This window comes from Pseudomonas sp. AM4(2022) (genome assembly GCF_036346515.1).
In the GTDB taxonomy this organism is placed as follows: domain Bacteria; phylum Pseudomonadota; class Gammaproteobacteria; order Pseudomonadales; family Pseudomonadaceae; genus Aquipseudomonas; species Aquipseudomonas paracarnis.
The window spans coordinates 1-13,969 of the sequence record NZ_JAOTNW010000013.1 but is presented as its reverse complement, the minus strand read 5'-3'; the positions used below and the strand labels follow the sequence as shown (position 1 = coordinate 13,969).

At 58.7% G+C, this 13,969-nt stretch carries 12 protein-coding genes; 8 read left to right on the top strand and 4 right to left on the bottom strand.

Annotation, left to right across the window (positions count from 1 at the left end; translation table 11 throughout):
* The first annotated feature begins 104 nt into the window (after window positions 1-104).
* The 3 genes from ODQ19_RS18375 (at window position 105) to ODQ19_RS18365 (ending at window position 1,534) form a co-directional block, all read left to right on the top strand.
* On the top strand, window positions 105-464 hold the full coding sequence (locus ODQ19_RS18375; protein ID WP_330210841.1) for a Rieske 2Fe-2S domain-containing protein: 360 nt from the start codon (window positions 105-107) through the stop codon (window positions 462-464).
* A 57-nt stretch (window positions 465-521) separates the two neighbouring features.
* Entirely contained in the window at window positions 522-740 is a 219-nt protein-coding gene (locus tag ODQ19_RS18370) for a hypothetical protein (RefSeq protein ID WP_116668793.1), read from the top strand.
* 92 nt (window positions 741-832) lie between these two features.
* Window positions 833-1,534 (top strand): DJ-1/PfpI family protein, encoded by a 702-nt coding sequence (locus ODQ19_RS18365; RefSeq protein WP_116668754.1) that lies wholly within the window; start codon window positions 833-835, stop codon window positions 1,532-1,534.
* 160 nt (window positions 1,535-1,694) lie between these two features.
* Here the strand turns inward: ODQ19_RS18365 and ODQ19_RS18360 are convergent, their stop codons facing one another.
* The 3 genes from ODQ19_RS18360 to ODQ19_RS18350 all read right to left on the bottom strand — a co-directional run bounded on the left by ODQ19_RS18360 (window position 1,695) and on the right by ODQ19_RS18350 (window position 5,943).
* Window positions 1,695-2,717: an AraC family transcriptional regulator gene (locus ODQ19_RS18360; RefSeq protein ID WP_330210840.1), complete on the bottom strand. Its 1,023-nt coding sequence runs from the start codon at window positions 2,715-2,717 to the stop codon at window positions 1,695-1,697.
* Window positions 2,718-2,871: 154 nt separating this feature from the next.
* Window positions 2,872-5,298 (bottom strand): heavy metal translocating P-type ATPase, encoded by a 2,427-nt coding sequence (locus ODQ19_RS18355; protein WP_330210839.1) that lies wholly within the window; start codon window positions 5,296-5,298, stop codon window positions 2,872-2,874.
* Window positions 5,299-5,706: 408 nt separating this feature from the next.
* Window positions 5,707-5,943 carry a DUF3817 domain-containing protein gene (locus tag ODQ19_RS18350; protein ID WP_330210838.1) on the bottom strand — a complete coding sequence of 79 codons (237 nt, stop codon included), beginning with the start codon at window positions 5,941-5,943 and terminating at the stop codon, window positions 5,707-5,709.
* Between the two features lie 142 nt (window positions 5,944-6,085).
* Between ODQ19_RS18350 and ODQ19_RS28200 the strand changes: the two genes are divergently transcribed.
* Window positions 6,086-6,208, top strand: a complete 123-nt coding sequence (locus ODQ19_RS28200) for a hypothetical protein (RefSeq protein WP_442962765.1) — start codon at window positions 6,086-6,088, stop codon at window positions 6,206-6,208.
* 31 nt (window positions 6,209-6,239) lie between these two features.
* Here the strand turns inward: ODQ19_RS28200 and ODQ19_RS18345 are convergent, their stop codons facing one another.
* Window positions 6,240-7,010, bottom strand: a complete 771-nt coding sequence (locus ODQ19_RS18345) for an IclR family transcriptional regulator (RefSeq protein WP_330210929.1) — start codon at window positions 7,008-7,010, stop codon at window positions 6,240-6,242.
* A 219-nt stretch (window positions 7,011-7,229) separates the two neighbouring features.
* Here ODQ19_RS18345 and ODQ19_RS18340 point away from each other — a divergent pair, with 219 nt between their 5' ends.
* From ODQ19_RS18340 to ODQ19_RS18325, 4 genes are all read left to right on the top strand, one after another.
* Window positions 7,230-8,372, top strand: coding sequence for an efflux RND transporter periplasmic adaptor subunit (locus tag ODQ19_RS18340; protein WP_442962764.1), 1,143 nt, complete (start codon window positions 7,230-7,232; stop codon window positions 8,370-8,372).
* 5 nt (window positions 8,373-8,377) lie between these two features.
* Window positions 8,378-11,515, top strand: coding sequence for an efflux RND transporter permease subunit (locus ODQ19_RS18335; RefSeq protein ID WP_330210837.1), 3,138 nt, complete (start codon window positions 8,378-8,380; stop codon window positions 11,513-11,515).
* Complete coding sequence (locus ODQ19_RS18330) at window positions 11,512-12,945, top strand: efflux transporter outer membrane subunit (protein WP_330210836.1); 1,434 nt, start codon at window positions 11,512-11,514, stop codon at window positions 12,943-12,945. Before ODQ19_RS18335 ends, ODQ19_RS18330 begins: the two co-directional genes overlap by 4 nt.
* A 268-nt stretch (window positions 12,946-13,213) precedes the next feature.
* Window positions 13,214-13,969 (top strand): BapA/Bap/LapF family prefix-like domain-containing protein (locus ODQ19_RS18325; protein ID WP_330210835.1); only part of this gene is annotated, 756 nt, incomplete at its 3' end.

Below are 13,969 nucleotides of genomic sequence, written 5' to 3'. Positions count from 1 at the left end.
TTTGCGATTCCTGGCTATTTGATCGTTATGGGAGGCGGCAAAATCGTAGCCCGCAATGTGCTTCAAGCGGTCTTTCGATCAGCCAGTCACTAGAGGTTCCCTCCATGATCAGCACGGATGAATTGAGGCAGCTTGTACGTCCAGATGACGTTCACAAGCGTGTCTATACCGACCCCGAGATCTTGTCCCTGGAAATGCAGAGAGCCTACGGACAGGCCCGGGTCCATGTGGGCCGTGAAAGCCAGGTGCCGAAGGCCGGCGACTATCACGCCACCCAGCTTGGCGACCACAAAGTCATCATGGTGCGGGTCAATGACCAGAAGATCAGCGGGCTCTATAACCGCTGCCCGCATCGCGGAGCGAACCTGGTTGCCGAGGGTGATGGTTGGGAGGCGCGGCGAGTTCGATCGTCACCCTTTGCGACGGTTCGCCTGTTCACGCCAGGAGTAGTTCCGAACGTTTAGAACCTCTCGCCCCCGTGAATGATTACCTTCTTGAAAATCGTAAAAGGGAACGCCTTCATGAACGTCATTCTGAAAGAATCGCTTATTGCAGGTTTGATCGGCGGAATCATTTCGGCCGTCATATCTTTTTTGGTGAATCAGAATTCACCGCTGCCTCTCTCTTCCCTGGAGAACTCGATAGGGCATGCCATTACCGGACTTATAAGCGGTTTGATCAGTGCCTTCATGGGCGTGTTCATGCTCCTTCGTAAAATAAGCAAATCGACGACCAAGTAAGTCCCTTACAGATCATCCATGTGCCAAAGGACCGGCGATGTTACCTATTGGATCGATGACGAAAGACATCCAACCTAAAGGAAAGCTGGCTCATGAATACCAAGCTAAAGATCGCAATGCTGTGCTATCCAGATATGACATTGCTGGACTTGCTGGGACCGGAAACGGTATTTAGCAAGTTTGCCGACATCTATCTCGTCTGGAAGACACTAGAGCCCGTACAAACCGACACAAACCTGTCGATCAACCCCAATTGCACACTGGCCGACTGCCCCAGCGATCTCGATATCGTGTTTGTACCGGGTGGCGCGGGTACCGGTCGCATGATGCGGGACGCCGAGATACTGTCTTTCATCCGGGAAAAAGGCCGTTCCAGCCGCTACATCACATCGGTGTGTACCGGGTCACTGATCCTGGCCGCAGCCGGACTTCTGACGGGCGTCAAGGCGACGACTCATTGGTCAGCGCGTGATGAGCTTGGCAGGCTGGGTGCAATAGTGGTCAAGGAACGTGTCGTCTTTGACGGTAATCGGATCACGGGCGGCGGGATTACTTCGGGTATCGATTTCGGCCTGAAGGTCGTGGCGACATTGATTGGCGAAGATGTTGCCAAGGGCATGACGCTGTTTCTTGAGTACGATCCAGCCCCACCTTTTACATCGGGTACACCGGAGCAGGCCGACGACGAGATACTCTCCATGCTGCTGCCTCATCTCGCGCCAATCACGGATGGGATTGCGGCTGCGACGAATGAAGTATGCCGTAGAAACAAGCGACTGCTCCACGCCATCTGAATACGAGTGCGAGCCAGCATCAAGTGCTTTATTTGGCTCAGATCCCCTATTAATAAATAGTGAGGAGGGGGGGCCGCGTCTGGCACTCGATGGCATGTTGTTCGAGATCGAGGCCGTCGCAGTCGTTGCCTGATAAGTTCCGGCGTGGTTTGTGTGGAAGCTAAGGCGTTGCACACTTGTGCAATGCCGACGTGGTGCTTGGCAGCTCGCCGAACCTATCCTTGTAGTACGCCGAAAACCGACCCAGATGCCCGAAACCAACCGCCAGCGCGATGTCGGTAATGCTGTTGGGCGAGTGGGCGATAATTTTGCGGCGGGCTTCGTCCAGGCGGATATTGCGTAGCCAGGCCATGGGGCCTACGCCGAACTCCTTTTTGCAGAAGGTGTGCAGTGTGCGTGAACTGATTCCGGCTGCGCGAGCCAGGTCTTGCAGTGAGATTGGCGCCCACAAATGAGCAAGGCTGTACTGGCGCGCCGCGTCGAGTGCCGAGCGCTTCGTTGACGGAGGCTGTGACGCATGGCTCGCCGGCGTGTCAGGCTGTTTGTGTGTATGGGTTAAAAGGAGCAGGGCCAACCCAATCTCCAGATACTCCAGCCAGGCGGGGTGGCAATGGCCGAAACCGTCGCCGTGCCCTGGGTTTATCTGGTCGACGAGCGACTGAACAAGGCTGCACCATTGCGCAGCCACGTGACTGTCCAGCAGTACCACGGGCTCCAGATCTACCCCCTCGTTCAGTTCCGTAAGCGGTGTATGAAGCCGCGAAGCAGCATCTCTGGCAAAAGCGGACGGCACCCGCAGAATGAGTTGCTCGCAGTTTTCGCTCCAGCGAAAGCTGATTTCCCGTCGCGGTGCAAGAACGGCGACCTGACCAGGGCCTATGGAGGTGGTTGCCCCGTCACTTTTGATGACCGAGCGTCCCCGCAAGGGTACCTGGACCAGAATGAAACCATCGCACGGATCGGGCCGGATCTCAACGGCCGGCCCATAGCGAAGAATCATCAGCCTCAGGTGCCGGGTATCGATGCTGTACAGCGCGGAGTCCACTTCACCAGGCCCCCAGCGCATTACGTGATTGCTGAGTGCCTGACGCAGGTACGCCTGAAAGTCCGCCGCACTGCGCGACTGAAAGACCAGGTTGCGGTACATGGGGGATAAATCGAGTGTCTGGAAGTAGCTGTTCATCAATGACGCTCACGGCAGCAAGAGAAGATGTTGCGTCTTCTTATAAATGTCACATCGAAAAGTTCTGGCGCTATCGACGTTTCAACGCATGAAAAATATAGCCAGATCAAGGTCACATTATCTGTAGGGCAGGGAGGCTCGCTCCATGCCCTTTTCATGGGTTTGAGGCGGAGCGTTGGCGCGGCATCCGGGTCAGGCGCAAGGCGTTGAGTACTACCGTCAACGAGCTGATGGACATGCCGATTGCGGCCCAAATGGGCGTGATCCAACCCAGGGCGGCGAACGGTAGCATGAGGCCGTTATACAGCGCCCCCCACAGCAGGTTCTCAATGATTATCCGACGTGTGCGCCGTGCCAGGCTGAAGGCTTGCACCAACGCATCCAGGCGGTTGGACAGCAGCACCGCGTCGGCGCTGGTCTTGGCCAGGTCGGTGGCCGAGCCCATGGCCACGCTGATATCCGCAGCGGCCAGCACCGGAACATCGTTGACCCCGTCGCCGAGCATCAGCACTTTGCGGCCTTGGCGATGCAATTGTTGCAGCACTTGCAGTTTGTCATTCGGGCTCAGGCCGCCGCGGGCCTCGTCAATACCCAGTTCGGTGGCGACGCTGGCAACCATTGGCGAGCTGTCGCCCGACAGCAGCAGCGTGGTCCAGCCACGCGCCTTGCAGGCGGCAAGCAGCGCGGGGGCGTCGCTGCGCAGGTGGTCGTCAAGGACCAACCAGGCCAGCGGCCCTTGGCTATCGCCCAGCAGCAGCCATTGGCCGGCTTCATCCGGCATTGGCGGGACTGCACAGGCGCTCAGGTCACACACGAACGCTGGCTGGCCGATGCGCAGGTGTTGCTCGCCCACCCGGCCCTCCAGACCCAACCCAGGTATGTTCAGCACGTGTTCGGCAGCCAGCGCCGCACGGCCGAAGGCTCGGGCGATGGGGTGTTCGGAGCGGTTCTCCAGGGCTGCGGCCAGGCTCAGGCATTGCTGACTGTCGAGATCGCCCAAGGGGTGAATCGCACGCAAGGTCAAGCGGCCCTCGGTGAGTGTGCCGGTCTTGTCGAAAATCACCGTGTCGATCTGATTCAAGCCTTCGAGTACATGGCCGCGAGTCAGCAGCAGGCCGAGTTTGTGCAGGGTGCCGGTGGCGGCAGTCAATGCGGTCGGTGTGGCCAGGGACAGCGCACAGGGGCAGGTGGCGACGAGCATTGCCAGGACGATCCAGAAGGCCCGTGAGGCGTCCAGTTGCCACCAGAGCAAGCCAATGGCAGCCGCAGCGATCAGCGAGAACAGCAGGAACCATTGGGCGGCGCGATCGGCGATTTCGGCCAGGCGTGGTTTTTCTGTCTGGGCTCGCTCCAGCAGGTGGACGATCGCGGACAGGCGAGTGTCCTGGCCCAGGGCCAGGACTTGCAAGGTCAGCGTGCCATCGACGTTGAGGGTGCCGGCGGTAACCACGTCGCCCGGGCTGCGCGGTTGCGGCAGGTATTCGCCGGTGAGCAGGGATTCGTCGATGCTCGACTGGCCTTCGAGGATCTTGCCGTCCGCCGGGAGGATGGCGCCGGGATGCACCAGTACCTTATCGCCCAGGCGCAATTCGCTGAGCAGGATGCGTTGGCTCTGGCCGTCGGCGTCCAGGCGCAGGCACGAGGCCGGCAGCAGATTCACCAGTCGCGCGGTGGCGGCCGCCGTACGCTCGCGGGCTCGGCGTTCCAGGTAGCGTCCGGCGAGCAAGAACAAGGCGAACATGCCCACGGCATCGAAGTACAATTCGCCGACTCCGGTAATCGCGGTCCAGATCCCGGCGATATAGGCGATGCCTATCGCCAGGGACACCGAGACGTCCATGGTCAGGTGGCGGGTGCGCAGGTCACGCAGGGCGCCTTTGAAGAATGGCGCGCAGCTGTAGAAGACGATGGGTGTGGTGAGAAACAACGCTACCCAGCGCAAGATGGTGTGCAACTCGGGGCTCAAATCCAAATTGAATTCCGGCCAGGTCGCCATGGTCGCCATCATTGCCTGGAACCATAGCAGCCCGGCAACCCCCAACTGACGCAGGGCCAGGCGATTTTCGCTGGCCAGTTGTTCGGACGCATGATCGGCCTGATAGGGGTACGCGGCGTAGCCGATCTGTCTGATCTCGTTAAGCACCTGGCTCAGGGGTAGCTGCTGGTCATCCCAACGCACATTCAAGCGATGGTTGGACAAGTTCAGTCGTGCTTCAGCCACCGCCGGCAGAGCGCGCAGGTGTTTTTCGATCAGCCAGCCGCAAGCGGCGCAGTTGATGCCTTCGATCATCAGGAGGGTTGTGGCCAGCTCGCCCTCATGCTGGACGAAGTGTTGCTGTACATCTACCCGGTCGTATAGCCCTTGCTCATCCGGCAACTGCTTTGGCAACGTTTCGGGGTTGGTCGAGGCTTCACTACGGTGGCCGTAGTAACCCTCCAGATTATTGGCAGCAATGGCTTGGGCCACGGCCTGACAACTCGCGCAACAGAACGCGCGGGTTGTGCCCAGAACGACAGCGGTATAGGGGCTGCCGGCAGGCACGGGCAGGGTGCAGTGGTAGCAAGGAATTGGCGTGCTCATTGCGGTCTCCTGTCCTCGGGCGGGTCGCATCACTCCAAGCCAGCGGCATCTTGCTGCTGCGCGTTGAGGGACGGTGCTTCACCATGGATGGAGTTCACCCATACCAGCAGCAAGTCCCCCGGTAAGGCTGCTTGGAAAACGCTGGCGGGGCGAACGCTGTAACGCTAAGAGAGAAATGGGCCAGGTTGAATAGGGAATTCCCCTGCTCATCGCCGGCTATTGATTCGACTCTCGGCGATACCGGGATGCGGTTATTGCGTCGGTGTAACTGACAAGGCTTTCTATGATCTCCTGCAGGCAGGTTAGAGGCGTAAAAAAGCCGCTTCGCGAAGTGGAGCACATCGATGCGAGCGGCCATGAGATAACTCAAAGGAGGAACCGCGAAAATACATGGGGGGATGAGCCAACTTATGTAGGAAATTTCCTAGGGCTTTGCTCAAGTTGGAGTTGGTCAATGCGCCGCCATAGAAAGCGGGCTGCAAAAAAGCCACCGAGCGGAATAAAGGCCAATGCAAGGGCGCCCAGCAGTTTGGTGGGTTTCCATTTTTCGCTGGCGGCGACGCTGATCGCCAGCCAGCAATAAGCCAAGAATGCCAAGCCATGCAATGGCCCGACGACTTGCACTGCCGTCGGGTATTCACGCATAGGTTCGCAGCGCTGGTGTTGGCCAGCCGATATCCACGCGTCACCGTCGACCCCAACGTTCTGTTCATCGATAACGGCTAGGTGCTGACTTCTGCCGGCGCATCCGTCGGCCTGGATTTATGCCTGCATCACCCATTTGTCCGTGGAGCAGGTGGCACTGCGCACCGGGTTTGGCTCCTCGACGTCGTTGCGAGAGCATTTCCGACGGCTGCTGGGCACAAGCCCGGTTGCTTATCGGAACGCCTTTTCCAGCGCTCGGCCGTGATAGCCCGGGCTGGCAAGTCGGGTGTTGTAGCTCAATCGTGTTGGCGGCCAATCACACGTTCTATGGCGTCTTTGGTCTCGAGCAACGCGGCCTGAAAACGTTCGGCATGAACCTTTGCCCGCGAGGCGGGTGCCACGACAGTGATTGAGAAATTGCCCAGGTAGGTGCGGATGATGGTCGCGTAGGAGCAAATACCTTCGATGTACTCTTCCGTTTCCTGGGCGATGCCGCTGACACGGATCTGTTCCAATTCTGCCAGCAGGGCCTTTTTGTTCAGCGTGGTGCTTGTCAGCGCCGGCAGCTGTTTTGGCAGGATCGCTTCGAGGTCCTGAGGTGACAGTTCGGCCAGGAGTATCTTGCCGCTGGACGTTGCAAATGAGGGGGGGTTGATACCGATTGGAAAGACAATGCGCAATTCCCGTTCAGCCACCACTCGATCGATCACATACACCTTGTCGCCGATCAAGGACGACAACGTAACCGACTCGTTCAACAACTGGCCAAGCTCGATCAGATAGGGTTGAACCGACGAAATGATGTCGGTCTGGGTCTGGTTGATTAGCAAGCCCAGTGCGGTCCCCAGCCGAAAGCCGCCCTGCGGGCCGATCGACTCAACCAGGCGTTCTTCTTCCAGGGCGGTGATGATCCGTTGCACCGTTGAGCGCGGCAGGTCGACGGCTTGCGCAATCGCCGCATGGCTCAAGCCCTTCGGGTTGTTTCCCAGTGCACGCATGATGGCGGCCGCCCGCGCAATGACCTGAATGCCACCATTTTTTTCCTGCTTGAGTGTCTCGTCGCTCATGTCGTATTCGCTCGCCTTTTTGCCGAACGCCCATCTTACCCGATAGCGCCCTCTGGTCCTGGTGATCACCACATTTGGCGCACGTGATTGCGTGATGTTTGAGCGTTCGCCAAGGGTTTTTGAAAAGTACAGATTGATTTTGGTGAATCGTATAGTGATACACTGAACCTTATCGTGGTTCACGTATCTTTTTTTTCATCTTCCTGGGGAGTACTTCTGGTGAAGCTCAGATGGCCGTCGCGTGCTGTACATATTCTTCCGCTCACCACCGCGTTACTGGTGGGCTGTAATCAATCCGAACAGGTTTCGACCGCCAGTGCTCCGGTGGAGGTTGGGGTCTATACGGTCAAGGCCGAGTCCTTGGTCATGACCACTGATCTGCCTGGGCGAACCTCGGCTTATCGCGTTGCGCAGGTACGCCCGCAAGTCAGTGGCATTCTGCAAAAGCGTCTGTTTGAAGAAGGTGCTCAGGTCAAGGAAGGGCAGCAGCTCTACCAGATTGATCCGGCGACCTATCAGGCCACCCTGGCCCGCGCGCAGGCCAACCTGGACACCGCGCAAAACCTGGCCAAACGCTACGCGAGCCTGCTGGAAACCAAAGCCATCAGCCGCCAGCAGCATGACGACGCGCAAGCGGCGTGGAAGCAGGCCAAGGCCGATGTTCAGGTCGCCAGCATCAACGTCCAGTACACCAAGGTGCTGTCGCCGATCAGCGGGCGGATCGGGCGCTCCAACATCACTGAAGGTGCACTGGTGACGAACGGCCAGGGCACGGAACTGGCGACGGTCAACCAGCTGGACCCCATCTATGTCGATGTGACCCAACCCATTACCCGCATGTTGGCGCTGGAGCGTGCGCTGGAGTCCGGCAGCTTGCAGAGCACGGGCGCGGGGCAGGCACATGTCACCCTGACCCTGGATGATGGCAGTGCATACCCATTGCCGGGTGCGTTGAAGTTCTCCGAAGTCAGCGTTGATCCCGGCACAGGCTCTGTGACTATGCGCGCGGTGTTTCCTAACCCCAACGGTAAATTACTGCCCGGCATGTTCGTCCATGCACAACTTAAGGAAGGCGTGCGCGAGGCGGCCAAACTGGTGCCGCAGCAAGGCATTATTCGCGACAGCCGGGGCGTCGCCACGGCTTGGGTGATCAAGCCGGATGAGACCGTCGAGCTGCGTGAGCTGCAAACCTTGCGCACCGTGGGCAATGCCTGGTTGGTCGGCAAGGGGATCGAACCTGGAGAGCAAGTGGTCACCGAAGGGGTGCAACGCTTGCGCGCGGGAGCAAAGGTCAAGGCCAGTCCGGCCACTAACGTTGAGTTGATCAGCGACTTCAGCGCCACGACCGGCGAAGGGAGCTGATACCCATGTCCCGTTTCTTTATCGACAGGCCGATTTTTGCCTGGGTTATCGCCTTGATGCTCATGTTGGGGGGCGCGTTGGCGGTAATTTCGCTGCCGGTCAACCAATACCCGAATATTGCGCCACCCGCCGTGCAGATCACCGTGACCTACCCGGGGGCGTCGGCACAGACCGTGCAGGACACGGTGGTGCAGGTGATCGAGCAGCAGCTCAATGGTTTGGATGGCCTGCGCTACATCTCCTCATCCAGCAACACCGATGGCAGCATGCAGATCATCGTCACCTTCGATCAGGGTACCGACCCGGACATCGCACAGGTGCAGGTGCAGAACAAGCTGCAACTGGCTACCCCCATGTTGCCCGAAGAAGTCCAGCGCCAAGGCATTCGGGTGGTGAAGTATCAGGTCAACTTCATGTTGATTCTGGGGCTGGTCTCGACCGATGGCCGAATGTCGGACTTCGACATGGGCAACCTGATTGTCGCCAATCTGCAGGACCCTATTTCACGGACCAAGGGGGTCGGTGACTTTTTAGTCTTGGGTTCACAGAACGCCATGCGTATCTGGCTCGACCCCGGCAAGTTGAACAGCTATCAGTTGGTGCCCCAGGACGTCATGAGCGCGATTTCGGCGCAGAACGTCCAGGTGTCATCCGGGATGCTCGGTGGTTTGCCGGCACGTAAAGGTATTGAGCTGTCGGCCACGATCATTGGCAAGACGCGCATGACCACCGTGGACGAGTTCCGCGAGATCCTGCTCAAGGTCAATCCCGACGGCTCGCAGGTGCGTATCAAAGATGTGGCCGAAGTGGGGCTTCAAGCGGAAAACTTTTCCATTTCCAGCCAGTTCAACGGTAAGCCTGCCTCGGGGCTTGCGTTGCGCCTTGCCACCGGTGCCAACCTGTTGGATGCGGTCGCGGCGGTCAAGAAAACCGCGGATGAGCTCAAGCCTTACCTGCCGGAAGGGGTCGAGATTGTATTCCCCTACGACACCTCGCCCGTGGTGGCAGCCTCGATCAAGTCGGTGATCTACACCCTGTTTGAAGCGATCGTGCTGGTGTTTCTGGTGATGTTCCTGTTCTTGCAGAACGTTCGGGCCACGCTGATTCCTTCGTTGGCGGTACCCGTGGTGCTGCTGGCCACATTCGGCGTGTTGTTCGCCTTTGGTTTCACCGTCAACGTGATGACCATGTTTGCTATGGTGCTGGCCATTGGTTTGCTGGTGGACGATGCCATCGTGGTGGTGGAGAACGTCGAGCGGATCATGGCCGAGGAGGGGCTGTCGCCTAAAGAGGCGACACGCAAATCCATGGACCAGATTTCCGGAGCCCTGGTGGGTATCGGCCTGGTGATCTCGGCGGTGTTCATGCCGATGGCGTTCTTCAGCGGTTCGGCGGGCGTGATCTATCGGCAATTCTCGATCACCATCATCGCCGCGATGAGCTTTTCGGTGCTGGTTGCCCTGATATTTACCCCTGCGCTGTGTGCCACCTTGCTCAAGCCGCACAAAGCCGGCGCGCAAGAGAAAAAAGGCTTCTTTGGCTGGTTCAACCGTACGTTCGAAAAAAACACGCTGCGCTATGAGCGCAGCGTCAAAGGCATCCTCACGCGGCGCTGGCGCTTCATGGGTATTTACCTGTTATTGACCGTGGGCGCTGGGTTGCTGTTTACCAAGATCCCAATGGCATTTTTGCCTGACGAAGACCAGGGCATCATGGCGGTTCAGGTGCAACTGCCACAGAACGCCAGCGCAGAACGGACCGAAGACGTCCTGGGGCAGGTGCGTAAATTCCTGTTGGAAGACGAAGGCGTTGGTATTTCATCGGCCTTCACCGTGAACGGTTTCAACTTTGCCGGTCGCGGCCAGAGCAGCGGGATCGTGTTCGTGGCCTTGCGGCCGTTTGCCGAGCGTACATCGCCTGAGCTATCGGTATTTGCTATCGCCAAGCGTTTGAACGCGAAGTTCGGCGCAATCAAAGACGCCAACGTGATTGCACTGGTGCCACCTGCGATTCTGGAGATGGGTAACTCGACCGGGTTCAACGTGTTCCTGCAGGACAACGGCAATGTCGGGCATGCCGGCCTGATGGCTGCCCGTAATCAGTTCCTGGGGTTGGCGGCACAAGATCCGACGTTGATGCTGACCCGGCCTAACGGCCTGGATGATGAAGCGCAGTACCAGGTCATCATCAATGATGAGCAGGCGCGGGCGCTGCAGGTGTCCATCGCCGACATCAACCAGACGATGTCGGTCGCCTGGGGCTCGGCCTATGTCAATGACTTCATCGACGGCGGCCGCGTCAAGCGGGTGTATGTGCAGGGCGACCAGGACTCACGCATCGCGCCTGAAGACTTCGACAAGTGGTATGTACGCAACGCACAGGGCGAAATGGTGCCGTTTTCGGCGTTCGCCACGGGCAAGTGGGTGTATGGTTCGCCGAAGCTGGAGCGCTACGGGGGTATCTCTGCCATCGAACTCCTGGGGACGCCGGCACCTGGCTACAGCACCGGTGATGCCATGCTGGCAGTTGAACGTATTGCCGCACAAATGCCTGCGGGCATCGGGATGTCCTACACCGGTTTGTCCTATGAGGAGCGACACGCGGGTGCGCAGGGGCCAATGCTGTATGTCCTCTCATTGCTGATTGTGTTCCTGTGCCTGGCCGCGCTGTATGAGAGCTGGACGATTCCGGTGTCGGTGCTGTTGGTGGTGCCGCTGGGTATTCTTGGCGCTGTGTGCGCCACCTTGCTGCGCGGGCTGTCCAACGACGTGTTCTTTCAGGTCGGGATGCTCACCACCATGGGGTTGGCAGCGAAGAACGCGATCTTGATCGTGGAGTTTGCCAAAGACCTTTATGAGCACCAGGGACGCACGCTGGTCGAAGCCGCCGTGGAGGCTGCCCGCCTGCGTTTGCGGCCGATCATCATGACCTCGATTGCATTCATTATGGGCGTGTTGCCCTTAGCCCGGGCTGTCGGCGCGAGCAGCGGCAGCCAGCACTCCATCGGCACCGGCGTGGTGGGCGGTACGCTCGCGGCGACCTTCCTGGCGATCTTTTTCGTGCCCCTGTTCTACACGTTCGTCACCGGCCTGTTGAGCAAAAAGAAACAACCGGATAACGCCCCGTCGGGAGAGCAAGCATGAGACTTAAAACGTTGACGCTCTGTGTGTGCCTCGGAATTGGCGTGCCGGGGTGCAGCCTGATTCCGAAAAAATCCTGGCTGCAGGTGCCTGCCGAGAACACCTGGCCGCAAGGCGCTGCCTATGCCCAGCCTGGTTTGATCGAGGCCAATGCACCCCGGGTACTGTGGAATGACTTTTTCCGCGATGACGGGCTGCGACGGATGATTGCCGTGGCCCTGGAGAACAATCGTGACCTGCGGGTCGCGGCCCTGAATGTCCAGGCTTATCGTGCGCAATACCGGATCCAGCGCTCGGCACTGTTTCCCTCTGTGGATGTGAATGGCAGCGGCAATCGGCAGCGGTTGCCGGCTGATCTGTCGAGTACGGGGAGCGCCGGTATTCAGAGTCAATATGGGCTGAATGTCGGCATCACCTCTTATGAGCTGGATGTATTTGGACGCGTCAGCAGCCTCAACGCGGCGGCCCTGGAAAATTACCTGGCCACCGCACAGGCGCAGAACAGCATCCGTATCGGCTTGATCGCCGATGTGGCGAGTGCGTATCTGGCGTGGCGTACCGACCAGGCGTTGCTTGAGCTGACCACCAAAACCTTGGACAGCTACAGCGCGAGCCTGGCGCTGACCAGCCAGGCACATCAGGCAGGTACGTCTTCCGAGCTCGATGTGCGTCAAGCGCGCACTCAAGTCGACACGGCCAAGGCGCAAATGCTGCAGTACACCCGGCAAGTTGCCCAGGACGTCAATGCCCTGCGGCTGCTGCTGGGTGCCAACCTGCCGAATGACCTGCCCAATGGCGTGCCGCTGGACGGCGCCGTCCTGGCGGATATTCCCGTAGGCCTGCCGTCCGATCTGCTGCGCCACCGTCCGGATATCCTGCAGGCCGAGCACCAGTTATTGGCTGCGAATGCCAACATCGGCGCGGCTCGGGCGGCATTCTTTCCCTCGATCCGCTTAACTGCGACGGCTGGGGCGGCCAGCAGTGAATTGGGTGACCTGCTCAATGGTGGCCAGGGCAGTTGGAGTTTTGCCCCGCAGATCAACGTGCCGATTTTCAATGGAGGACGGTTGCGCGCTAGCCTGGATTACGCCGAGATCCAGAAAGACATCAGCGTTGCCCAATACGAAAAGAGCATCCAGACCGCGTTTCGCGAGGTGGCCGATGGCTTGGCGGCGCAGGGCACCTTTGGCAAGCAGTTGCAGGCACAGCGTGATCTGGTGATGGATAGTCGCGCCTATTTCGATTTGGCGCAGCAGCGCTATGAAACGGGTGTTGACAGTCATTTGACCCTCCTTGATGCCCAGCGACTGTTATTCACGGCCGAGCAAAGGCTGTTGAGCGATCAACTGCTTAAGCTGGACAGTCAAGTCCAGCTATACAAGGCGCTAGGCGGAGGTTGGGAGCCCTCTCAACTGATCAGTTCCGCTCGATAGTCACGTCAAAAAAACGGGCCAGCGTTGGCTGGCTCGTCAACGATCGTCATGAGTTTTCTCTCCTTTTTTCTGAAACGCCTGCTCGAGTCAGTGGTGATGCTGCTGGGAAATGTCCTACATATTGGTGGGAAATTTCTCACGAGTATGTGCGCCGGTAAATGTCCGAACACCGCATGTGTGACCGGACGTTATTGGTTTGGCTGACTAGCCCTCGACGTTGTTTGAAGGGCGCTCAGTCGGATTTCTCATATTTGGAGCGAAAGCACGTATGGCGCAGGTTAGTTTGATAGATATCAAATCTGGAAAACTGGTAGAGCAGGCAACGGGTAATTCCACCACCGTTGGCAGCCCCAGTATCGTAAAGATTTCGTTGAATCCTGAAACGCTGAAGTCTGCTTCCCGGGCTGGCGACGATTTGGTCATCGTGTTGAAGTCCGGTGAGCAGGTTGTGCTCAAGGGCTTTTTTGTTGTGGCGGCTGACGGTCTGCACAATGAGTTGGTGTTGGAAAACGAAGGGAAATTCTGGCACGCGACTTATGAGCCAAGCCAGGCATCACTTTCTTTAAAAGAGATTTCCAATGTAGATGAGCTGCTTGTGGAGGACGGTGACAACACCTTCATGTGGCTCATTGGTGCACTTGGGCTCGGCGGCGTGGTGGCGTTGGCGACTCACAGTGGCGGCAGTGGTGGCGGTGGTGGCGCAAACGCAGATGCTGCTGTCAGCGCTACCAAACCGTCTGCGCCCGTGATCAGTTTCGATACCCAGGCCAACAAGCTCGCTATCCAGGGCCGCCCTGGCGCTGCATTTGAGGTCAAGGGGGAGGGTGGTCAGGTACTTGCCTCCGGCACGCTGGGTAATGATGGCCGTGTGCAGGTCGAGCTACCTTCAAGCGCCAGTCATCAAACTATTACCACGACTCAGACGGAGAATGGCCTTCAGTCTGATCCTTCCGTAGCACTCACCCTGCCGCTGATGAAGCCGACGCTGGGCACGCTAAATCCCGACACCGGGGAATTGCCGGTG

Coding starts and splice junctions, on each gene's coding strand:
- ODQ19_RS18360 (WP_330210840.1), bottom strand. CDS start 2,717: ATGAACAGCTACTTCCAGACACTCGATTTATCCCCCATGTACCGCAAC.
- ODQ19_RS18375 (WP_330210841.1), top strand. CDS start 105: ATGATCAGCACGGATGAATTGAGGCAGCTTGTACGTCCAGATGACGTT.
- ODQ19_RS18370 (WP_116668793.1), top strand. CDS start 522: ATGAACGTCATTCTGAAAGAATCGCTTATTGCAGGTTTGATCGGCGGA.
- ODQ19_RS18355 (WP_330210839.1), bottom strand. CDS start 5,298: ATGAGCACGCCAATTCCTTGCTACCACTGCACCCTGCCCGTGCCTGCC.
- ODQ19_RS18350 (WP_330210838.1), bottom strand. CDS start 5,943: ATGCGTGAATACCCGACGGCAGTGCAAGTCGTCGGGCCATTGCATGGC.
- ODQ19_RS18365 (WP_116668754.1), top strand. CDS start 833: ATGAATACCAAGCTAAAGATCGCAATGCTGTGCTATCCAGATATGACA.
- ODQ19_RS18335 (WP_330210837.1), top strand. CDS start 8,378: ATGTCCCGTTTCTTTATCGACAGGCCGATTTTTGCCTGGGTTATCGCC.
- ODQ19_RS18330 (WP_330210836.1), top strand. CDS start 11,512: ATGAGACTTAAAACGTTGACGCTCTGTGTGTGCCTCGGAATTGGCGTG.
- ODQ19_RS18345 (WP_330210929.1), bottom strand. CDS start 7,010: ATGAGCGACGAGACACTCAAGCAGGAAAAAAATGGTGGCATTCAGGTC.